We start from the raw sequence: 20765 nt of genomic DNA on the forward strand, positions 1-20765 counted from the left end.
TCTTGAGCCAGCCATCTACCCAGGCCAACCGCATTATTACCCTGAGCCTTGAGCCCAACGATCCCCAGCGTCTTGCCGGGCTATGCGGCCAGCAGGACGAGCATCTCAAGCTGATTGAAAGCCGCTTGGATGTCACACTACGCAACCGCGGCAACATTTTTCAACTAGCGGGTCCCGCCAATCGTATCAAGGCTGCGGCCAACGTCCTTGAGCACCTCTATCGCGAAACGGGCGCCGAGGAACTTTCACCCGACACCGTTCACCTGTTTTTACAGGAATCCGGCCTTGAAGCTCTGGACGATGAAGAGACCCCGGAAGATAGCGATGAAGTGGTGCTGCGTACCCCGAGAACCATGATCAAGCCGCGTGGTCTCAATCAGCAGCGTTACGTGCAAAGTATCCGGGCTCACGACATCAATTTCGGTATCGGGCCCGCCGGCACCGGCAAGACCTACCTGGCCGTTGCCGCTGCTGTGGAATCTCTCAATCAACAGGAAGTACGGCGTATTCTTCTGGTTCGCCCGGCGGTGGAAGCCGGCGAAAAACTGGGTTTTTTGCCCGGCGATCTGGCCCAGAAGATCGATCCTTACCTGCGTCCGCTGTATGACGCCCTGTACGAAATGATCGGCTTTGAGCAAGTCGCCAAACTGATCGAACGGCAAGTTATCGAAATTGCTCCTCTTGCTTATATGCGCGGGCGCACGCTCAACAACGCCTTTATCATTCTGGACGAGAGTCAGAACACCACTCCCGAGCAGATGAAGATGTTTCTGACGCGGATCGGTTTCGGCTCCACAGCGGTGATCACCGGTGATGTCACCCAGGTCGACTTGCCGCGTGGCCAGCGTTCAGGGCTCATTCAGGTGCTTGATGTGCTCAAAGGCACCCCAGGCATCGGGGTGACGCATTTTGCCGCCAAGGATGTGGTACGCCACCCCTTGGTGCAACGCATCATCGAAGCCTACGATATGTTCGAGTCCCAGCAGGAAGTCGAAGAACGTGCCCGCGACGATGCTCGTCGGGAAGAGCGCGAAGCACGGCTTCAGGCGCGTGACAACCGGCAATCCGGAGCTTCTCGCGAATGAGCGATATGGACCCAAGGGAGAATACGGACGCAGTGGACCGCGAAATCGTAGTGGATCGTCAAATTGCTTGTGCTGAGCAACCACCTGCCTCGGCACTGCCCACTGAAAATCAGCTCACCCATTGGGTGAGCGCTGTGCTGCAGCAGCATCCTGACGAGCTACGCGGCGAACTGACCATCCGTTTTGTCGAAGACGATGAGAGCCGTGAACTTAACCACACCTATCGTGGCAGAAACAAACCCACCAACGTTCTCTCCTTCCCGTTTGAAAGCCCACCGGAGATTGATTTGCCGTTGCTTGGGGATCTGGTGATTTGCCCTGCCATAGTGAATCGTGAAGCAAGTGAACAACACAAGACGCCGGTACACCATTACGCGCACATGGTGATTCATGGCACCTTGCATTTACTGGGCTACGATCATATTGAAGATGATCAAGCCGAGATCATGGAACAGCAGGAACGCGATATTTTGGCTACATTGGGAATTCCAGATCCTTATACCGCCGAGGATGGCGGGAGTTTCCCTCCTGACGACCCAAGCCACTGAGAGGCGTATTCCAGCGCTCCAGTCCATGACTCGCACGCACGCAGACAAAGACAAGAGAACCGACGCATGAGCGAAGACCGATCGAGCAATTTAACGCAAAAATCCTGGCTCGAAAAATTCTTTGGCGCCCTTACCGGAGACAACGAAGAACCCAGTTCTCGCGATGAACTGATGGAGTTCCTTCGCCACACCGCCAGTCGGTTGAAGCTTGACCAGGATGCCATGATGATCATCGAAGGTGCCCTGCAGATCAGCGACCAACAGGTGCGTGAAATTCTGATACCCCGCTCACAGGTCAATGCTATCGCCCTGGATCAAACCAGCGATGGCTATCTTCCGCTGATTCATGAAACCGGACATTCACGTTACCCGGTTATCGGTGAAAACCTCGATGACATCAAAGGGATTCTGCTGGTCAAGGATCTCTTGCCGTTGCTTTCCCAGACCCAGGAACAGCGCGATAACTTTCAGCTATCCGATGTGATTCGTCCGGCCATGTTCATTCCTGAGTCCAAGCGCCTGAATAGCTTGCTCAAGGAGTTTCGTGACACGCACAATCACATGGCTATCGTGGTGGATGAATACGGTGGGACTGCCGGTATCATCACCATCGAGGATATTCTGGAACAGATCGTGGGCGATATTGAAGATGAGCACGATATCGATGAAGAAGAAGATATTCGTGAACTGGAGAACGGCCGCTACGCCATTCGTGCCTTGACCCCGATCGAGGACTTCAACGAACGTTTCGGCACCAACTTTTCCGATGACGAGTTTGATACCCTCGGCGGTCTGGTCATGCAGCAATTCGGCCACCTTCCCCGCCGCGACGAACATGCTTCCTTCGGGGGTTGGCATTTTACCGTTCTCAATGCCGATAACCGCCGAATCCGGCTTCTCGAAGCGCAGCGTGACTCCTCCTCTCAACGCGAAGATTAGTCCTTTCGATGAGCAGCTAACAACTCACCGCTTACCCACGTAACGTCTGGTATGGAGGCACATGTCGCGCACTGCTGCTTTTTTCACTTCGTTTGACTCCCGCGGTCTTAACCCCGGCCTTAGCCAAGTGCTCAACTATGTTGCGGCCTTGATAGCTGGAGGCTTCACCACCCTGACCGCTTCGCCTTTCGAGCTGTGGTGGCTGGCACCTGTTGCTGCTGGGCTGATGTATGCCGGTGTGCATAACCTCACTCCCGGCCAGGCCGCTTTCAAAGGGTGGTTATATGGCGTGGCACTGTTTGGTTCCGGGGCATCCTGGGTCTATGTCTCGATCCATGATTACGGTTATACCGGAGTGCCGTTGGCGGTATTTCTCACTCTGCTCTTCGTGGGTTGTCTGGCCTTGTTCTTCGCGGCCACGTTCTGGCTGTATCGCCGCCTGACCCGCCCACGCTGGGCGGTGCTATCTTTTGCCGGGGCCTGGGTGCTAGGCGAGGTCCTGCGTACTTACCTGTTTACCGGTTTTCCTTGGCTGCTGCTGGGCACCGGGCTCGTGGATTCTCCGCTCGCTCCCTGGGCGCCGGTAGGTGGCGTTTACCTGCTTTCTTTGCTGGTCGCCCTCAGCGGTGCCTTAGGCGTCGAGCTGCTTCGAGCACGCTGGTGGGCTCTGGCGCCCTTGGCGGCAATATGGCTTGTGCCTTTCGCCTTGCCCAGCCAGTGGACCACACCCGGCCCTGAGCCCGTCCGTGTCGCCCTGCTCCAAGGCAACTTGCCTCAGCTGATCAAGTGGACCTCGGAAGGCCAGCGTGTCGCCGCCAATACCTACAGTGACTTGACCCGCGACCTTGATGACGACATCGACTTGATCCTATGGCCGGAAACCGCCTTACCCATGATGGAGACCCAGGCACGACCGGTACTCGAACGGGTGCAGGCCAACCTTGCTTCGGAAACGGCACTGGTGACCGGAATCGTTCAGCGCAACGCAGAGGGGCGTTACTACAACAGCATGATCGGTGTGGGCAATACGCAAGGCAGTTACCAAAAAGAGCATCTTGTGCCTTTTGGTGAATACCTGCCGCTGGAAAGCGTGCTGCGTGGTGCGATTGATTTTTTCGATTTGCCCATGTCGAGCTTCACCGCTGGCGATACCGACCAACCCCCCATGCAGGCTGCCGGCCTCAAACTGGGCAATGCGATTTGTTATGAAATTATTTATCCACAACTGGTTGCCAATCGTGCACGTGACAGTAACGTACTGGTCACGGTCTCCAATGACACCTGGTTCGGCGCCTCTATCGGTCCACTTCAACACCTTCAGATGGCCCGTTTGAGAGCCTTGGAAAACGGACGTTACGTTATTCGTGCCACCAGCAACGGCATCACCGCCATTATCGATCCCCAGGGCGAGCTCGTGACACGGGCACCGCAGTTTGAAACCACCGTCCTGGTCGGCGATATTCATGCCATGCACGGCATGACGCCGTTTACTCGGCTGGGCAGCTGGCCAGTGTGGCTACTGGCCACCCTCATGATGATACCGAGCCTTGCTTTTTTCGAGGGCAAAAAGCTCGTCAAGCGCAAGACCTGAAATCCGGCATTTGAAATCCAGTATCAAAAAATGAAAAGGGCGATAAAAATCGCCCTTTTTCATTTACCAAGTTGGCATTTCTACTTTTCGATATCTGGTTTTTCAGTACTCGGCTTTTCAGGACTTTGCTTTTCAGTACTCGGCTTTTCGGTACCCTGCTTTTCAGTACTCGGCTTTTCGGTACCCTGCTTTTCAGTACTCGGCTTTTCGGTACCCTGCTTTTCAGTACTCGGCTTTTCGGTACCCTGCTTTTCAGTACTCGGCTTTTCGGCACCCTGCTTTTCAGTAATCGGCTTTTTTGCACCCTGCTTTTCAGTACTCGGCTTTTTTGCAGTGGCTTTTTTCATATCCGGCTTGTCTGCAACTGGCGTTGGTTTTTCACTAGCCAGATTCTTCTTTTCTTGAGCTTCTTGCTTGTGTGGCGAGGAAGACCGCTCACTGGACATGGACTGCGAAGATGCTGCCTTTTTCTCCTCAGTTGGCTGCTGAGCTTTTGCCGGCGCTTCTTCCTTTACGACTTCTCCCAGCACTTCAGGAATAGTCTGCTGCACATAGCGGCCAGGTGCCGGCTCGATGATAGCCAGTTCGCCTTCACCAGGCTGACGAGCCGGCACCATTTTCTCCGGGTCGGCATAGCCATTCGAGGTTACCCACTGCTGCCAGTGCGGCCACCAGGACCCTTCGTTGAAGTCAGCATTTTCCAGCCAGGTCTCGTGAGACTCGGGCAATTCGTCATTGGTCCAGAAGCCGTACTTGTTCTTGTGGGGCGGATTGACGATGCCCGCAATGTGCCCGGAGCCTCCCAGCACAAAGGTAGTCGGGCCCTTGGGCAACAAGGCACCGTAATAGGTACTGTTCCAACGGGCAATATGGTCTTCTTTCGTCGATACAAAATAGCTTGGCGTGGAAATCTTGCGCAGGTCTATCTTGACCCCATCAAGCTCGATCCCGTCCGGCTGTACCAATCGATTTTCCAGATACATATGGCGCAGATACCAGGCATGGGTACCTGCCGGCAAGTTGGTGCCGTCGGTGTTCCAATACAGGAGGTCAAAGGCCGCGGGCTTTTTACCTTTCAAGTAATTCATTACATAAAACGACCAGAACAAGTCATTTTCACGCAACAGGTTGAAGGTATACGCCATCGAGCGTCCATCCAGATAGCCCTTCTCCTCCAAGGTTTTCTCGATGCCACTCAAGGCCCTTTCATTGAGGAAGACCCCGAGCTCACCCGGGTCACGAAAGTCCTGCAACGTGGCCATGTAAGTCACTGACTTAACTTTTCTTCCTCTACGGGTACTGGTCAGATACGCCAAGGCGGAAGCCGCTAATGTGCCCCCGATACAATAACTAAGAAGATTTACTGACTTTTCACCGGTGGCTTTCTCAATCGCCTCAATGGACTCAATCAGGCCCATTTGCATGTAATCAGCCCAGGTGAGGTCACGCTGCTCGGGGCCAGGGTTACGCCAGGAAATCAAAAATACCGTGTGACCTTGCTCGACCATCCACTTGACCAAGGAGTTGTCTTGGCGCAGGTCGAGAATGTAATACTTGTTGATCCAGGGCGGCACGATCAGTAGCGGCGTCTTGAACGTTTTTTCCGTGGTCGGCGTATATTGAATCAGCTGGATAAGTTCATTTTCATACACCACCGCCCCGGGCGTCACGGCAATATTATCGCCGATCTTGAACGCCTCGCGGTCAGTCATACTCACATTGATTCCGGCTGCGGAATTGGCCAGATCCTCGCGTAAGCGTGTCAGCCCATCAATCAGGTTCTGTCCCCGCGTTTCCATGGTAAGCCGCATGACTTCGGGATTGGTCGTGACGAAATTGGTCGGCGCCACAGCATTGACCAATTGGCGCGCATAAAACTCCAAGTCGCGCTTTTGCTTGTCGTCCAGACCATCCAGCTTCTTGATCAGTTCTTCGACGGTTCGAGAAAACAACAGATATTGCTGCATGATCGCCAGATACTGAGGGTCTTTCACCCATGCCTCATCATTGAAGCGACGATCACCCTTGGCCGGAGTTATCAACGGCTCGACCTCTTCACCCGCCATCGCCCGCATGCTCTGCTGCCATAGCAACCACTGATCCTGTGCCAGACGAGCCTGGGTTTGCCATAACAGCACGGGATTTTGCATCAAAGAGTAAGCACCGGCCTTGAAGCTCTCACGCATGTCCTTGAGAACGGAACTATCACCTTGATTAGGCTCCATTCGGGTCAGAAAATCCTGCATTAAACCTTGATATTGCTCACCAATTTCTTTGAGCTGTACATTCCAGGCGATTAAATCAGCCTGTGATGCAGTATCCCACCCTGGCTGCATACCCTATCTCCCCTAGCATGTCATGGCGTGCGGTATTACGCCGAGGCAACCTGACCTGTCATTCGCATAACCTGTCATCAACATGAAACAATGCGCGGCGCTTTATGCATGCGCCGCGCATTGTTTCATGGCTCAACTCTTGCGTGAGCCTTGGCTGGTGGACTTGGCGGGCTGTTCACTTTTGGCAGGCTGTTCGCTTTTACCGGCTTGCTCCCCTTTGGCGGCAGCATTGGCTTGATCAGTCATTTTCTGACCCGCCTCACTGAACAGTTTTTCCATTTCAGATTTGAACTGAAGGCTCATTTCGCCCATGGCGCGAGCATCTTCCTGCATCTGCTGGGAAAGCTCATTCATCATTTCTGCCTGACGCGTGCCAAAGTCGCGCATGCTTTCGGCATCTTCAATTTCCGTGGCACTACGAATACGCTCCGTACCCATTTGGCTGTAACGTTTCATGGATTCCAGCTGGTACTGGGTCATTTTTTCCATGTTATTGAGCATCAGCGAATTGAGCTTACGCATCGGCTCGAATAGCTGGCGTGTCTGGTTGTTGAATGCTTCCGTCATTTTATCTTGCATGGTGGCTCCTTCTTTATTATCAATATTACCATCTGCCAACCTCTAGTAGCTGGCAATATTCAAGGCCAATCACTCAGCCCCTATCATCGAAACTCGTTATTGACAGTCGTTCTTAACGCTCATCCTTGACAACAAGCCCGCTCTTGAAAATCCCGCTCTTGAAAATATTGCAACCAAGCGACTTGCTGCACCGCAAAAAGATTAGTGTGTCACCTAAGACTTTGCAATAGCGCTAAGGTTTACTTTGTCTACACTTTCGTCAGTCTTTCTCGGTTCAGGGGTTTCGCTTACTACGCGATGATGCCGCTGCCGGCTTAGGTTTTTCATTGGCCTTGGCATTGTGCGCGCCACTAGCACTTTCCGTACCGCCACTTTCGGTGGATGAACTCCTGTCGGTTGAAGAATCCCGGGAGGTATGGCCAGAGGTTTGCCTGCTTTGCGCATCGGGATTTTCATTATCGGAGCTCTCAGCCTTTGAGCCATAGCTGCTCGCTCCTGCCTTTTTCAGCATATCCATCATCATCTGTTGGTAGGTGCCAAAGTTGGTCATTCCTTGAGACAGACCCTGCTGCAACGCGGGCTGTTGCATGAAAGGCCTCATCAAAGTCATCGGGTCGTAACCTTCCACTCCCGATTCCATTTGTTGCTGGATCTGCTCCAGTAGGCTTTGCTGAAATGCTTCCACATTCGGCAGTCCCAAGGCCTGACGAAACTCATCAGGAGTGAGATCGAACTCAACGTTGATCTTCATGGCCAGCTCCTTAAACCTATAATCAAAGTGTAGCAGTATCCGCTAACAACGAAAGTTGGCTCGCTACTATCTCGAGTACTGTTCCAAACGCGGCGTATCCACGCTTACCTCAGCATTTTGAGCTCGATGACGCAACCAGTGGTCCATCAACGTAAGCGCCATCATCGCTTCGGCAATCGGTGTGGCACGAATTCCTACGCAAGGGTCGTGGCGGCCTTTGGTTATCACGTCTATCGCCTGACCGTGCACATCGATCGAACGGCCCGGCGTGGTGATGCTGGAAGTAGGCTTGAGCGCTAATCTTGCAATGAGGGATTGTCCCGTGGAAATTCCACCCAATACCCCACCCGCATGATTGGAAAGAAATCCATCCGGGGTCATTTCATCACGGTGCTCACTTCCTCGTTGGCTGACGCAGGCAAACCCGGCCCCTACTTCCACCCCTTTTACCGCATTGATGCTCATCAAGCCGTGTGCCAGATCAGCATCCAGACGATCGAATACCGGCTCACCCAGCCCCACCGGCACCCCCTCGGCAATCACGGTAATTTCCGCACCCACCGAGTCCTGGTCGCGGCGCAGCTGATCCATGAAGGCTTCAAGTTCCGCGATTTTTTCCGGGTCAGGACAGAAGAAAGCATTGTTCTGCACCGCCTCCCAGCTCTTGAATTCGATAGGCAGGGGGCCGAGTTGGCTCATGTAGCCACGCACCTGAATTCCTTTGGCGGCCAGGTATTTCTTGGCAATGGCACCGGCGGCAACACGCATGGCGGTTTCCCGAGCGCTGGAGCGGCCTCCTCCACGATAATCGCGAACCCCATATTTATGATGGTAGGTATAGTCGGCATGCGCCGGGCGGAACTGGTCCTTGATCTTGGAGTAGTCCTTGGAGCGCTGGTCGGTATTCTCGATCAACAGACCAATCGGGCAGCCGGTGGTAACGCCTTCGAACACCCCGGAAAGAATACGTACTTGATCCGGTTCCTTGCGTTGAGTGGTGTGGCGTGAGCTACCCGGACGACGACGATCGAGATCGTGTTGCAGATCGGCTTCACTCAATTCCAGCCCTGGTGGGCAGCCATCCACAATGGCTCCCAGTGCCGGACCATGGCTTTCGCCAAATGTAGTCACCGTAAACAACTTGCCGAAGGTATTGCCTGACATCTGGGTTATTTTCCTTGTGTGAAAGACGCCGCATGGGCGTCGAGTTCAGCGGCGCTCAAGGCAAATACGCCTTGGCCGCCACGCTCGAATTCCAGCCACATGAAAGGCACCTCGGGGAAGGCGGCCTCCAGGTGGTGATCGGAGTTGCCGACCTCAACGATCAGCCAGCCATTCTCGGTAAGATATTCGGGTGCTTCACGCAAAATACGCCGCACGATATCCAGTCCGTCGTTGCCAGCACCCAATGCCAATGCCGGCTCGTGTTGAAATTCCGCCGGCATGGTTCGCAAATCACGCGCATCGACATAGGGCGGGTTGGAGACAATCAGGTCGTAACGTTGCCCTTCCAGCCCCGAAAAAACATCCGACGTCACCGCTCTGACTCTTTCTCCCACAGCGTGGCGGGTGATATTGCGACGAGCCACGGCCAATGCCTCCTGGCTGATATCGGCCAGGTCCACTTCGCAACCAGGCAGATGCAAGGCCGTGGCGATACCGATGCAGCCCGAGCCGGTACACAGGTCCAGCATCCGAGCCGGTGGTTCCTCAGGAAACCAGGCTTCGAAACCGTCTTCGATCAGCTCGGCGATGGGTGAGCGCGGAATCAGCACGCGCTCATCCACATCAAACGGGAAGCCGGCGAAAAACGCTTCCCCGAGTAGATACGGCAAAGGACGCCGACTAGTGATACGCTCTCGCGCCAGTGTCACGATCCGCCGACGCTCCGTCATCAACAGGCGAGCTTCCAGCACCGCCGGGTCGACATTCCAGGGCAAGTGCAGCGCCCCCAGGGTCAATGCTACCGCTTCATCCCAGGCCGAGGCTGTCCCATGGCCGTAATGCAAGCCGGCCAGATGAAACTCGCTGGCGAGCCAGCGCAGGTAATCTCGCAGGGTAATCAAGTCACTGGTGATGTCAGCCTCGTCCAGGTTCAACGTGGAGGCGGCGGACATGCCGGCGTTACAAGGTTCAGCATTAGCATCGGTACTGGAAGAGACAGAATCGGAAGAAATAGAACCGGAAGAAATAGAATCGGAAGGCGCGGCCACGGGATATCCTGCATTGCAAAAGTCGAAAGTGGATGCTCGCTCCCCCAAGGGGAGATGAACGATGAGGGTTGCAATGATTGTACCTTTCACGCTGCCCGGTTCACAGCTACGCTCAGCCCGCTATACTGAAGCACTTGACTGAAGGACTTAGCGAGCCAATACGCTCACGTTTGTCACAAACTTGACCGAACCACTGACACTTCAATCATTACACCAGAGCCTGCCATGACACGCCGCCCCCCTTTACCCGACGATGATGAGATCAATGCCTTTCGCCAGGCATTACAAGCCGCCGGGGTGCGTCGCTTGCCTTCCAACCGTGCCGACCCGGGCAAGCCAAGAAAAGATAGCTCGGCACATGCCGTGCGCCGCCAAGCTGCTGTCGAAGCCAATACGCTTCAGGCCAACGGCCGCACCTCAGATGGCCGGGTGGAAGCCGTACGACCTTCGGAATACCTGGAATTCAGTGTACCCGACCTGCCCTGGCGTACGTTAAGCCAACTCAAGCGCGGCCAGACTGCCTGGCAAGCGGGGCTCGACCTGCACGGCTATACCCTGGAAGAAGCGCGTATCGAGCTGGAAAGCTTCCTGCGTGAATCAGCGGGGCAAGGATTACGCTGCGTACTGGTGGTGCACGGCAAGGCATGGGGCACCACTGCCGATTATCCGGTACTTAAAAGCCATACCAATACCTGGCTGCGCGAATGGCCCGGCGTACTGGCTTTCTGCTCCGCCATCGACATGGACGGCGGCACCGGCGCGGTTTATGTATTACTGCGCAAGCCGGGACGCTAACTTTCAAGATGTTACCTTCCCTTTCGGCATGTGCCGTGAAAGCCCCTGTTCGGTCAAATGACGCCCCAACCGTATCAGCTCATTCGCGCGATGAAACTCATAAGCGCCACATACCGTCCTGGGTATTTCAATCAGCATGTCCGGGGAATAGCCGGCCACCTTGTACTTGGCCAACGCCGCCTGGGTGACATCAAATGACTCAAGAATCATTGCCAGCTTGCTCCACTCGCGTTTGCTGCGAGCTTCCGGCGCTTCCTCTTTGCCGACTTCGCCTTTATCTTGGGATCCCCCATTGCCTCCAAACCCTTCCCATAATCGTTTAGTGGCTTCCCGGGCATCGTTCACCCAGCCCCCAACGGGGCGCATTTTTTCAAGCTCGGCTTCGCTGGCCAGGGAGTCGGTATCCGGCAACAGATCTTCCAGCATCACCGGCTGTGGAGTATGTGCCGTGACGTTGACCGCTACTACAAAGTCCGCTGCATGAGCGGCCCCCACCGGCATCATGGGAAGGGGGTTGAGCAGCCCGCCGTCCACCAACACCTGGTCGCCCAGATGTACCGGCGTAATCACGCCAGGCACAGCAATCGAGGCGCGAATGGCACGCAACAAAGGCCCGCTTTGAAACCAGACTTCGCGCTGACGGACCAGATCCGTGGCTACCGTGGTCACCGGTATAGGCAAGTCTTCAATCAAGACATCACCCACCAAGACTTCAAGCTTGTTCATTATTTTGCTGGCCCGCATGGCCCCCATGGGACTCCAGGTCACATCCACCAGCTTGAGGACATCGAAATAGTCCAGCCCACACACCCAGTCACGATACGCCGGCAGTTTTCCCGAGGCATAGATGCCGCCTATCAACGCCCCCATGGAACACCCCGCCACGGAGATAATTTCGTAGCCTCGCTCTTCGAGTACTTCAATCACCCCGATATGGGCATAACCGCGCGCTCCGCCACTGCCTAACACCAGCGCCACCTTATTTCCTTTTTCGGGAGCCATCAGCTTATCCATGCCCTCTCCTTGCTCAAACGCTTCACGTCGGCAATGTCGCCTGATGATCGGCTTCGATCACTTCCATGACCGCATCGACTATCCCTTTTTCCAAGTGTAGGTGATGGCCGCCCTTCATCACGTGGCGGGTCAAGCGAGTGACCACTCGGCGTGCCTGTTGCGCTGATTCGCGCTCTCCCAAAATACCGCTATCACCTTCGATCAACAGTACTGGACAGGCAATTGCTGCCAATAGTCCATTCACCTGCTCTGGGCTGAAACGTACCAACGACGGCTTGAGCAATCGGCTATCGGAACGCAGCCTGACACCGCCGGCGTCTTCTACCACCAGATTACGCTTGACCAGAGGTGCTGCGGTATCAAAGTCGATAGGCGTGACACCGCCGGCGACACGCGCGGCAATCGCGGTATCAAGATCAAGGTAATGCGGAGGGAGAGACAGCGGGCGTCGATGGGAGACAAGCCCTTTGCGTAACTGCGCAGGGGTGTCTGTCGCCGGCGTGCTCAATGCACCCAACCCATCGAGCAATACCAGTTTTTCGGTGCGTTCAGGAAAGGCTGCGGCAATCAGGCAAGCGACTGCTGCGCCCATGGAATGCGCCAGAAGTGGCACACGCGCTACGCCTAGCTCCTCCATGGCATCCAACAGATCGTGGCAATAGTCCCAAAGAGCGTAATCAGACCCTTCGGGGGCCGGTTGGGAAAGCCCATGACCACGAAAGTCGAGGGCGACGATACGCACCCCAAGCCGGGTAGCCAATCGGGGGGCCAGACGAGAAAAGCTGGCGGCATTATCCAGCCAGCCGTGAAGCGCCAGCCAAACGGGTGCCTGGGGATCACCCCAGGCAAGTGCCGCCAAACGCCCCTGACAGAGGGTAAGTGGGAGGGGCTCGGGAAACGACATCATCAGCATGCTATCCGGTTGCAAAATTTTCAGTATACGGCCTCAAGGTGACGAAACCAGCCTGAAAGCGTTACCATGCGCAGCCAATATATCCCTTCGCCACCGGTACCTCCCATGAAAAAACACCGCGATACCCGCGTCCGTAACCTGGTTTTCCTGATTGCGGTGACCAGCGCCATTGTGGTCGGCTTGTGGCTGGCACGCTAGGCGCCATGGAAGAGACTGGCTAACAGCTGGAAATGGCCTGTGGGAAATGCCTCTTAAAGACAGCGCTTAAAAAGTCGTTTTATTGCCCAAGGCCACGAGCACTTTTCGCACCCGCTCCTCGGTACTCAACGCCGTGGTATCTTCCAGTCCGCCGAAATCACCGCGTAACGCCTTTAGCGCATAGCGCTCAAGATCAATTTCCGAGGAGGTTCGAATGCCTCGCTTTCGCAGGATCACAATAGGTGGACACCACCCCTGCAATGCATGTTGCAGCAAGAATCCCGAGACAGCGGCGGGTAGTATTAACCAACGTCGGTAGCCCGCGGCGGCCAAGGTGATGCCCACCAGATTGAGCGTGGATGCATTGGCTTCAAGCGTGCGTTCTATGTCCCATTCTTGTTCGAGCTCATGGAGCCTCAGTTCTATTTTATGAGGATTTTCAGCGAAATAGGCTATATTTTCTTCTGTTCTCTGCTGAATTTCCCGGTTGACGCTTGCAGCGGTATTACGCTCTACCCGAGACGTCGTGGACGGCAACATGGTGTCCTCCTTATTGATCCATAATGGCGGTGATAACAGGCTTCCTTCTACCTACCGCCAATCGGCTTGTGCGGAACTTTCCTTGAAACTTTCCCCATGTAAATGGCGATAGCCATTTCACTATAGAAGGGGATGGCGCAACGTGCTCAGCGTGTCCGGCCTCATTTATGCGGATTGCGCTTTGGGACAGGAAAATCTACATCGAAGCCCCGGGCATCGAGTTGACGGATATGGCTCGGGCGCCCTTGTTCGTCAAAATCCACCAGCCCGATGCCCGAACCATTCCACAGGCGCTCGCCAGCTCTTGCTCGATCAGGGTCGCGGGGGTGAATTTCCAGGCGTCGGCGTTTTGTGAACCAGTTAAGCGGTGACCAAGGCGCGTAAAGCCAGCGATTGAGCCGATCGAACCAATCAAGCAGTGTCTCCGGGAAGGCGTTCTTGATACCGCTGGAGGTAATCTGCCAAAGCCGGGGTCCCTTCTCACGCAAACGGCGAAAGTAAATATCATAGGCAAAGGAATAGTGCACATCCCCGGAAAGGATCACATAGTTACCTGGGGTACGGGCGTGGCGAAAGATATTGAGCATCACATTTGCGGCGCCGCGATGTGCCATCCAGTTTTCGGCATCTACCAGTAGCGGCTTTCCAGCCAAGGTAAACATCTTCTGGATCGTTTCGATCAACTTGACCCCGAACATGGGGGCCGGCGACACAATGATCACCGAGGGCGCATCCAGCATGGCGTGCTGTAATTCAGTCAGAGACTCCCAGTCCATCAACCCTGAAGGATGCCCCAGGTTATTTTCACTGCGCCAACGCCGAGTGCGGGTATCGAGCACCAGCAACAACGGTGTCCCCGCCACTTGGTAATCCCAGCCTTGGAACTCCAGCAGTCGCTGGATATGCTCGTCATGCGCTAGCCCAGGCAGCCAACCCTTTTCGTCTCTTGCTTGCTCCAGCAAGGGAGTTAATTGATTTATCGGTTCAGCGAGTCGGTCCGGGGCATTTCCCCACCCTTGGCAGAGCAGATAGCCCATTAGAGCGTTACCGATAATCCGTTTCGAAAATGGATGACCATAGGCTGTATTTTCCCAGTCCGGGGTAAGATTCCAATCATCAGTAATATCATGATCATCAAATATCATCAGGGTCGGCAAGTGTGCCAGCAGCCGAGCACAGGCAGGTAAGCCTTCTACGAAGCGTTCAATGATTGCCCGTTCTTGCTTGAATAACCCGAGATCGCTTTCATTGAGCGATGGCTCGGACACATTGATCAGCTGCCAAGGCGTCGGCGACCATACCAAGAGGTACATGGCGATGACTTCGGCGAAGGTGATCAAGTGATTATGTGCATTCGCCGAGGTAAAGACGGGCTTGCGCACTCCGCCGAAAAACCGTTCACGCAAGGCCGCACTGCTCTCGGCATCGGGCAGCAACGCTTCGCGATGATAATAGGTGGCAGCAGCGTTATACAGTGCCTGGCTATCAGCAACCGTGGCGCCAGCCAAAGGTTCGTCGAACAGTTCCAGGCGTTGGATCAGCGCATGAATGGCAACCAGCATGGGGCCTGCCACATCATCGGCGTAGATCTGGTCACCACTCATCAATAGCCAAGCGGGCCATTCACTTGGCGTGGCGCGCCGCTCGGCCAACCAGGTATCGGCTCTCACCAGGCCATCCGGGCCATCGTAATGTGGCTTACGGCAAGAGCCATGCAGTAAGCGATGATGCTGCTCCGCGATCACGAAGCCCGGGTAACCAGCGCCTTGCTGGAGCAAATGTGGCGCCCAGTCGGCAATGCCGGTTTCGCCCTCGGCATTAATGATTTTCAGGTCATAATCGATACGAACCCCGGTGGGCAAGGGAGTTGCCAAGCTTACATCTATCAAATGCAACCAGGCATGGCGGCCAAGCGGTAGGCGCCTGAGCCGCTCGGCGTTGAGATTCAACCGGCGCGGAGGCTTTCCCGCAGGTTGCAACAGCAAACTAAGCTCAAGAGCACATGAGCCCACCAGCCAAATCAACAGGCGTTGTGGCGTTATGCGTCTTAATAAGGGACCCACTAATACGTCAGGCAACGGTTCATGAGAGGAATCGAAATCGGTAGATGTCATTTACGACCTGTCCTATTCATGTCATGGCGGCACGGCAAACACTCAGGCCAACAACCGGCCTTGGCACTGAGCCAGAGCTTATCAGCGAGACAGCGTCAGGTCCTCTTTCAATAAAGTTGACATCACCCCACAGATGTGGGACTATCACTTGCAGTTGGTTAGCAAGAAGTGAATATTGTCAGTTGTAGTCGATTCTTTCGGTGGCCTGGTCATATCCCCTTGTTTTACCCGCTACACTTTTCGGGGCAAAACCCGGCAACTTGTATACAGCGCTAAGCGCAAAGGAATTATCACATGGCAACTGGCACAGTTAAGTGGTTTAACGACGCTAAAGGTTTCGGCTTCATTACTCCTTCTGACGGCGGCGACGATCTGTTCGCTCACTTCTCAGAAATTCAAGCCGAAGGCTTCAAATCCTTGCAAGACGGTCAAAACGTTTCTTTTGACGTGACCCAAGGTAAAAAAGGCCTCCAGGCTTCAAACATCCAGCTCGCCTAACTAGCATTTAGTTACGAGCTTCGAGCCGAAAGGCTTCGAAAAACCAGGCCCGCTTATGCGGGCCTGGTTTTTTTGTGCCTGCTTGCCAATTTGTGCCTGCTTGCCAAACAGTAACTGCTCAAACGGTGCGCACCGCCTTCGGGTCTCCCAGACCCCATTGCAATCTGGCAAACTGAACGCATAGTTATTAACGTCTAGTTATTCCTGAATCAACGAAAAGAGTAAGCCCAATGAGCGAAGCGAAAAAGCCCTGGACTCAACCGATGCCGAAGCAACAGTTCAATCTGATGCGCAGCATTCTGGATGCCCCAAGCCCGGTTGGCCTGGAAGGCGCCATGACTTACGGCGTGCTCAAACCTTATTTCGAGACCTTCGCGCCCAAGGACTGGCACATGCACCAGTACAAGGGAAGCGCCGGCGTGGTACTGGATACTCATCCGGATCGCGACGACCTGTTCAAAGTGATGCTCATCGGTCATGCAGACAAGATTCGCATGCAGGTACGCAGCATCGGCGAAGACGGCAAGATCTGGATCAACACCGATTCTTTTCTGCCGACCGTGCTTGTCGGCCACGAGGTCAAGCTATTCAGCGAAGACCCGGAACAACCCGGCAGCTACCGGGTGATCGAAGGCGGTACGGTGGAGGCCTTGGGCGCCATTCACTTTGCCGACCCGTCGGTTCGCGCGGGTGATAAAGGTATCAAGAAAGAACAGATCTACCTGGATCTGCAGATTCATGGAGAGAACAAGAAACAACAGATATTGAACCTCGGCGTTCGCCCGGGTGACTCCATCATTCTGGACCGCCCCATCCGCCCGGGCTTCAGCCCCGACACTTTCTATGGTGCCTATCTGGATAACGGTCTGGGTTGCTTTGTCACCACCGAAGTGGCGCGTCTGATCGCCGAGGCAGGCGGCACGCAACAGGTACGCGTCCTCTTCGCCATCGCAAGCTATGAGGAGATTGGCCGCTTCGGTAGCCGCGTGTTAGCCGGTGAACTCAAGCCGGATGTGGTGATAGGGGTGGATGTAAACCACGATTATGTGGCGGCACCCGGCATTGGTGACAAGCGCATGCAGCCGCTGGAAATGGGCAAAGGCTTCACCATGGCGGTGGGCTCTATCGCCAGCGAGCAATTGAACCGGATCATCGAGACTACCGCCAAGAAGTACGACATTCCCATGCAGCGCGACATGGTGGGCCCGGATACCGGCACCGATGGCATGGCCGGGGTATTGGCCGCAGTGGATTGCGCCGCCACATCCATTGGCTTCCCGATCCGCAACATGCACACCATCTCCGAAACCGGCAATACTCAGGACGTACTGGCAGCCGTTCACGCGCTGACATATACCCTCCAGGCCTTGGATGCCCTGCCCGACCTTCAGCGTGAATTTCTGGACAACCACCCACGCCTGGACCAGGCCGGAACCCTGCAACACCAAGGGTCGGCCAAGCCGGAAAAAGACGAAACGGATGCGGAAACGAAACCGCCCAGCGCCTAAAACGCTTGCCGGGCGATGACATCGGTCAGGAATCAGTAAGAAAATCAGTAAAAAGAAAAGCAGCACCGGCCTTGCACCGGTGCTGCTGGCGTGGGTTCAGCTCTTGTGACGGGCGTTGTAAATCGTTTCGTCGAGTTCGCCTTCGCTCTTGGCGACCAGAGTGGTGACCATCAGATCACCCGCCACGTTCACACTGGTACGTGCCATATCCAGGATACGGTCGATACCCGCAATCACCGCAATCGCTTCCAGCGGCAATCCGATCTGTGCCATCACGATGGACAGCATGATCAGACCTGCACCGGGGACACCGGCGGTCCCGATGGACGCCAAGGTACCGGTGAGAATGATCATCCCGTAATCCATGAGGCTCAAATCGACGCCCAGCAACTGGGCGATAAATACCGCCACCACGCCCTGATAGATAGCGGTGCCGTCCATGTTGATGGTGGCACCCACCGGCAACACGAAACCGGCCACGCCTTCCGAGACACCAAGGTTCTTCTGGGCACAGCGCAGAGAGACCGGCAGCGTGCCCGAGGATGAAGCCGACGAATAGGCGACAACCAGAGCATCGAGAATCCCTTGCAAGTAACGCACCGGATTGAGCCGGCCGATCAATGACAGCAAACCGGTATAAACCACCAATACGTGCAGCACGCTGGCCAAATAAGCCACGCCGATGACCTTGGCCAGCGGCAACAATACTTCGAGCCCGTAACTGCCGGAGACATGTGCAATCAGGCCGAACACGCCGAACGGCGCGAGCGCCATGACGAAGCTGGTCAGCTTGTACATAGCCTCGGCGAAGCTTTCAAAAACACGAATGACCGGCTCGCCCTTCTCTCCAATCAACGTCAAGGAAATGCCTAAACCAATGGCAAAAACAATGATCTGGAGGATGTTTCCCTTGGCGAGAGCATCGATTGGGTTCTGCGGCACCAGGCCCACCAGAATTTCAATCAGGCTAGGCGCTTCACTGGCTTGCACATCGGACTCGAAGCTCATCTCTAGGCCTACGCCAGGCTGGAAGATCAGCGAGGCGAGCAGACCAATGGAAATCGCAAAAGCGGTAGTGACTAGATAAAGCCCGATGGTGCGAACGCCGATACGCCCCATTTTCTGCGGATCGCGCATTGCCGTGATGCCTACCACCAAGGTGGAGAACACCAAGGGCACGATCAGCATCTTGATGGCACTGATGAAGATATCGCCGATAGGCTTGAAGACGCTGGCGTTTTCTCCCATCAAGGCACCCGCCAGAATACCCAGCACGAGGCCGGCGAGGATTTTTTGCCACAAAGGAATACGTCGCCACAAGTTACCGTTGGCGTTTTCTGGTCGATTGGTCAAGGAGATACCCCTTTCTGTAATTATGTTTTCACATAGGTCATATTAATGAAGGGGCGCGATTATACAGAAAAAAACGCAAATTAAACGCAATAATCCATTGTTATATCTCTGCATGACGATGCCTTTTTGTTTGGCTGCTTTATGCGCGACTGAGTGGGCTTCAGCGATGGAAGTGGCAGTAGGGATAGACGTATGTTCAATCCAATAAGCTCAAATAGGCTGCGATATTCATCGCATCCTGTTCGGTAACGCCTAGATCCGGCATGGCTGTAAGGGGGTCCACCTCGGTGGGGTGCTGGAGCCAGTGCACCATGTTGTCGAAATTATTCGTCAACACACCAGCAATGTAACGGCGCTCGCCAATGCCTTCCAACGGCGGGCCGACATCGACCTGCGGCCCGACCAAGCCCGGAATCCGGTGGCAGGCGATACAGGCATAGCCGTACATTGCCAGTCGGCCGCGCTCAGGGTCAGGTGTAGAGACCGGCGGCGTCGCGGATGTGCTTGCCTTTTTCACCTCGGCAACCCATGCCTGGTAGTCGGCCGGAGAAAGCCTTGGCATTTGCATGAGAAAAGCCACGATTTCCCAGATTTCCGCGTCGGTGAAGATGAACTGCCAGCTCGGCATACCGGTCATCTTGATACCGTGTTTAATGGTCCAGAAGATTTCAGCAGGGCTCCGGCTGCGCGCCGTATGGGCCAGATTGGAAGGAACAGGCGTCATGCCCTTACCCACGTCGTCCCGGCTGATACCAGGGGCGCCGTGGCATTGCACGCATTTTTCCCGATAATAACGCAGCCCCTGCTCGGCCATTGCCGGATCGTCCAGAGGCGGCACTTCAATGTCTTCGGCCCGCTGACGAATGGAACGATTCAAGGCCGTATTGAGCAAGGTATAAACGGGCTCGGTGTGTTGTTGCAATGCAGAGACATTATAAGCTCCCCAAAACACGAACGTAGCCGCACCTGCCACCATGGCGATGGCTACTGCCACTCCGATGATGGTGAGACGGACCACTAGGCGATGGCGGGCCCGGGCGACTAAACGCTTAGGGACTCGATCATTCATTTCAGTGTGTACAGATAAGCAGTGATATCGCGTGCGTCGTTTACGCTTACGTCCATGTTCGGCATGGCCGTAAGCGGATCTATCGCTTCAGGGATGCGTATCCAGCGCATCATCTGTTCGGGTGTGTTCGGCAGCACCCCCGCCAGATAAGTGCGTTCGGCGATACGCTCAAGAGGCGGGCCTGTACGGCCATTCGCTCCCAGAATACCGGGGATGGCGTGGCAACTCCCACAGCCGTAGGCGGCAATTGCCATCTTGCCTTTCGCCGGGTCACCCGGCAGCGACATCACCTCGCTCTCGTTACAGCCCACGGCGAAGAACAAGGGCATGAGCAAAACAGAAAAAGCAGGTTTCGTCGTCATAGGCATGCACTCAAGAAAAAATTGGGGATGCCTTCGGCCACGATGAGCAGTGCCGATAGCCCACTTATCATCAAGCCTCCCACTGCCATGAAACGTATCCTTGATGTCTGGGCCTGGGGGTCGCCAGCGTCCGGCCACTGTCGTCCGACCTCGCTCCACTGCCGCCAGGCCACCCATCCCCCGGCGACACTCATCGCCAGGGTCGCTAATGTCACGCCATGCAATGCCCAGTAATTGCCTGTGGCACATACCCATGACACCAGGAGGTAACTTGCGATCAGGTGCAATGTCCAAGCGATGATCCCGACTACCCAGCCGGTCCATAACCGCAAGGGATGGCGAGTCACTCCTTTTCGCGC

General features: G+C 55.2%; 20 protein-coding genes and 1 pseudogene. 8 read left to right on the forward strand and 13 right to left on the reverse strand.

What is annotated here, in order from left to right; translation table 11 throughout:
• The first annotated feature begins 2 nt into the window (after positions 1 to 2).
• The 4 genes from GPM19_RS01850 to lnt all read left to right on the forward strand — a co-directional run bounded on the left by GPM19_RS01850 (position 3) and on the right by lnt (position 4163).
• A complete protein-coding gene (locus GPM19_RS01850; RefSeq protein ID WP_160417162.1) occupies positions 3 to 1085 on the forward strand; it encodes a PhoH family protein in 1083 nt (360 codons plus the stop codon).
• Complete coding sequence (ybeY, locus tag GPM19_RS01855) at positions 1082 to 1633, forward strand: rRNA maturation RNase YbeY (protein ID WP_227842051.1); 552 nt, start codon at positions 1082 to 1084, stop codon at positions 1631 to 1633. Before GPM19_RS01850 ends, ybeY begins: the two co-directional genes overlap by 4 nt.
• A gap of 66 nt (positions 1634 to 1699) precedes the next feature.
• Positions 1700 to 2572: a CorC family transporter gene (locus tag GPM19_RS01860; protein ID WP_160417163.1), complete on the forward strand. Its 873-nt coding sequence runs from the start codon at positions 1700 to 1702 to the stop codon at positions 2570 to 2572.
• Positions 2573 to 2633: 61 nt separating this feature from the next.
• Positions 2634 to 4163, forward strand: a complete 1530-nt coding sequence (gene lnt, locus GPM19_RS01865; protein WP_160417164.1) for an apolipoprotein N-acyltransferase — start codon at positions 2634 to 2636, stop codon at positions 4161 to 4163.
• 515 nt (positions 4164 to 4678) lie between these two features.
• Here lnt and phaC read toward each other — a convergent pair.
• The 5 genes and pseudogenes from phaC to prmB all read right to left on the reverse strand — a co-directional run.
• A pseudogene (gene phaC, locus GPM19_RS01870) lies at positions 4679 to 6499 on the reverse strand (class I poly(R)-hydroxyalkanoic acid synthase); the annotation flags it as partial.
• 132 nt (positions 6500 to 6631) lie between these two features.
• Entirely contained in the window at positions 6632 to 7078 is a 447-nt protein-coding gene (locus tag GPM19_RS01875; protein ID WP_160417165.1) for a phasin family protein, read from the reverse strand.
• A gap of 274 nt (positions 7079 to 7352) precedes the next feature.
• Positions 7353 to 7829, reverse strand: a complete 477-nt coding sequence (locus tag GPM19_RS01880; protein WP_160417166.1) for a hypothetical protein — start codon at positions 7827 to 7829, stop codon at positions 7353 to 7355.
• A gap of 66 nt (positions 7830 to 7895) precedes the next feature.
• Positions 7896 to 8993: a chorismate synthase gene (aroC, locus tag GPM19_RS01885; protein WP_160417167.1), complete on the reverse strand. Its 1098-nt coding sequence runs from the start codon at positions 8991 to 8993 to the stop codon at positions 7896 to 7898.
• Between the two features lie 5 nt (positions 8994 to 8998).
• On the reverse strand, positions 8999 to 9946 hold the full coding sequence (gene prmB / locus GPM19_RS01890) for a 50S ribosomal protein L3 N(5)-glutamine methyltransferase (RefSeq protein ID WP_160417276.1): 948 nt from the start codon (positions 9944 to 9946) through the stop codon (positions 8999 to 9001).
• Between the two features lie 321 nt (positions 9947 to 10267).
• Between prmB and GPM19_RS01895 the strand changes: the two genes are divergently transcribed.
• A complete protein-coding gene (locus GPM19_RS01895) occupies positions 10268 to 10837 on the forward strand; it encodes a Smr/MutS family protein (protein WP_160417168.1) in 570 nt (189 codons plus the stop codon).
• Positions 10838 to 10840: 3 nt separating this feature from the next.
• On the opposite strand, the gene GPM19_RS01900 is transcribed toward GPM19_RS01895, so the two are convergent.
• Together GPM19_RS01900 and GPM19_RS01905 are read right to left on the reverse strand one after the other, a co-directional pair.
• Positions 10841 to 11851, reverse strand: coding sequence for a patatin-like phospholipase family protein (locus GPM19_RS01900; protein WP_160417169.1), 1011 nt, complete (start codon positions 11849 to 11851; stop codon positions 10841 to 10843).
• 22 nt (positions 11852 to 11873) lie between these two features.
• Positions 11874 to 12758 (reverse strand): alpha/beta fold hydrolase, encoded by an 885-nt coding sequence (locus GPM19_RS01905; protein WP_227842053.1) that lies wholly within the window; start codon positions 12756 to 12758, stop codon positions 11874 to 11876.
• 72 nt (positions 12759 to 12830) lie between these two features.
• On the opposite strand from GPM19_RS01905, the gene GPM19_RS15490 reads away from it, so the two are divergent.
• Positions 12831 to 12962 carry a hypothetical protein gene (locus tag GPM19_RS15490; protein ID WP_264766783.1) on the forward strand — a complete coding sequence of 44 codons (132 nt, stop codon included), beginning with the start codon at positions 12831 to 12833 and terminating at the stop codon, positions 12960 to 12962.
• Positions 12963 to 13028: 66 nt separating this feature from the next.
• Here GPM19_RS15490 and GPM19_RS01910 read toward each other — a convergent pair whose 3' ends face one another.
• Complete coding sequence (locus GPM19_RS01910) at positions 13029 to 13502, reverse strand: DUF2892 domain-containing protein (RefSeq protein WP_202114628.1); 474 nt, start codon at positions 13500 to 13502, stop codon at positions 13029 to 13031.
• 161 nt (positions 13503 to 13663) lie between these two features.
• The gene (locus tag GPM19_RS01915; protein ID WP_160417170.1) at positions 13664 to 15616 is read right to left on the reverse strand and encodes a metallophosphoesterase family protein; all 1953 of its coding nucleotides are present in this window, start codon (positions 15614 to 15616) and stop codon (positions 13664 to 13666) included.
• Between the two features lie 294 nt (positions 15617 to 15910).
• Here GPM19_RS01915 and GPM19_RS01920 point away from each other — a divergent pair, with 294 nt between their 5' ends.
• Positions 15911 to 16114, forward strand: coding sequence for a cold-shock protein (locus GPM19_RS01920; RefSeq protein ID WP_160417171.1), 204 nt, complete (start codon positions 15911 to 15913; stop codon positions 16112 to 16114).
• A gap of 230 nt (positions 16115 to 16344) precedes the next feature.
• Positions 16345 to 17622, forward strand: a complete 1278-nt coding sequence (locus GPM19_RS01925; protein ID WP_160417172.1) for a M20/M25/M40 family metallo-hydrolase — start codon at positions 16345 to 16347, stop codon at positions 17620 to 17622.
• Positions 17623 to 17718: 96 nt separating this feature from the next.
• Here the strand turns inward: GPM19_RS01925 and GPM19_RS01930 are convergent, their stop codons facing one another.
• The 4 genes from GPM19_RS01930 to GPM19_RS01945 all read right to left on the reverse strand — a co-directional run bounded on the left by GPM19_RS01930 (position 17719) and on the right by GPM19_RS01945 (position 20753).
• The gene (locus GPM19_RS01930) at positions 17719 to 18975 is read right to left on the reverse strand and encodes a dicarboxylate/amino acid:cation symporter (protein WP_160417173.1); all 1257 of its coding nucleotides are present in this window, start codon (positions 18973 to 18975) and stop codon (positions 17719 to 17721) included.
• Between the two features lie 196 nt (positions 18976 to 19171).
• Positions 19172 to 20044 (reverse strand): c-type cytochrome, encoded by an 873-nt coding sequence (locus GPM19_RS01935; RefSeq protein WP_160417174.1) that lies wholly within the window; start codon positions 20042 to 20044, stop codon positions 19172 to 19174.
• Positions 20041 to 20406 (reverse strand): c-type cytochrome, encoded by a 366-nt coding sequence (locus GPM19_RS01940; RefSeq protein WP_202114629.1) that lies wholly within the window; start codon positions 20404 to 20406, stop codon positions 20041 to 20043. The genes GPM19_RS01935 and GPM19_RS01940 overlap by 4 nt, the downstream gene beginning before the upstream one ends.
• Positions 20403 to 20753, reverse strand: coding sequence for a hypothetical protein (locus GPM19_RS01945; RefSeq protein WP_160417176.1), 351 nt, complete (start codon positions 20751 to 20753; stop codon positions 20403 to 20405). Before GPM19_RS01945 ends, GPM19_RS01940 begins: the two co-directional genes overlap by 4 nt.
• Positions 20754 to 20765 lie beyond the last annotated feature (12 nt).

The sequence above is a fragment of the Vreelandella zhuhanensis genome (assembly GCF_009793355.1).
In the GTDB taxonomy this organism is placed as follows: domain Bacteria; phylum Pseudomonadota; class Gammaproteobacteria; order Pseudomonadales; family Halomonadaceae; genus Vreelandella; species Vreelandella zhuhanensis.

Coding starts and splice junctions, on each gene's coding strand:
- GPM19_RS01905 (WP_227842053.1), bottom strand. CDS start 12,758: ATGATGTCGTTTCCCGAGCCCCTCCCACTTACCCTCTGTCAGGGGCGT.
- lnt (WP_160417164.1), top strand. CDS start 2,634: ATGTCGCGCACTGCTGCTTTTTTCACTTCGTTTGACTCCCGCGGTCTT.
- GPM19_RS01910 (WP_202114628.1), bottom strand. CDS start 13,502: ATGTTGCCGTCCACGACGTCTCGGGTAGAGCGTAATACCGCTGCAAGC.
- prmB (WP_160417276.1), bottom strand. CDS start 9,946: ATGTCCGCCGCCTCCACGTTGAACCTGGACGAGGCTGACATCACCAGT.
- GPM19_RS01920 (WP_160417171.1), top strand. CDS start 15,911: ATGGCAACTGGCACAGTTAAGTGGTTTAACGACGCTAAAGGTTTCGGC.
- GPM19_RS01935 (WP_160417174.1), bottom strand. CDS start 20,044: ATGAATGATCGAGTCCCTAAGCGTTTAGTCGCCCGGGCCCGCCATCGC.
- aroC (WP_160417167.1), bottom strand. CDS start 8,993: ATGTCAGGCAATACCTTCGGCAAGTTGTTTACGGTGACTACATTTGGC.
- GPM19_RS01900 (WP_160417169.1), bottom strand. CDS start 11,851: ATGGATAAGCTGATGGCTCCCGAAAAAGGAAATAAGGTGGCGCTGGTG.
- GPM19_RS01895 (WP_160417168.1), top strand. CDS start 10,268: ATGACACGCCGCCCCCCTTTACCCGACGATGATGAGATCAATGCCTTT.
- GPM19_RS01880 (WP_160417166.1), bottom strand. CDS start 7,829: ATGAAGATCAACGTTGAGTTCGATCTCACTCCTGATGAGTTTCGTCAG.
- GPM19_RS01860 (WP_160417163.1), top strand. CDS start 1,700: ATGAGCGAAGACCGATCGAGCAATTTAACGCAAAAATCCTGGCTCGAA.
- GPM19_RS15490 (WP_264766783.1), top strand. CDS start 12,831: ATGCGCAGCCAATATATCCCTTCGCCACCGGTACCTCCCATGAAAAAA.
- GPM19_RS01875 (WP_160417165.1), bottom strand. CDS start 7,078: ATGCAAGATAAAATGACGGAAGCATTCAACAACCAGACACGCCAGCTA.
- GPM19_RS01915 (WP_160417170.1), bottom strand. CDS start 15,616: ATGACATCTACCGATTTCGATTCCTCTCATGAACCGTTGCCTGACGTA.
- ybeY (WP_227842051.1), top strand. CDS start 1,082: ATGAGCGATATGGACCCAAGGGAGAATACGGACGCAGTGGACCGCGAA.
- GPM19_RS01940 (WP_202114629.1), bottom strand. CDS start 20,406: ATGACGACGAAACCTGCTTTTTCTGTTTTGCTCATGCCCTTGTTCTTC.
- GPM19_RS01925 (WP_160417172.1), top strand. CDS start 16,345: ATGAGCGAAGCGAAAAAGCCCTGGACTCAACCGATGCCGAAGCAACAG.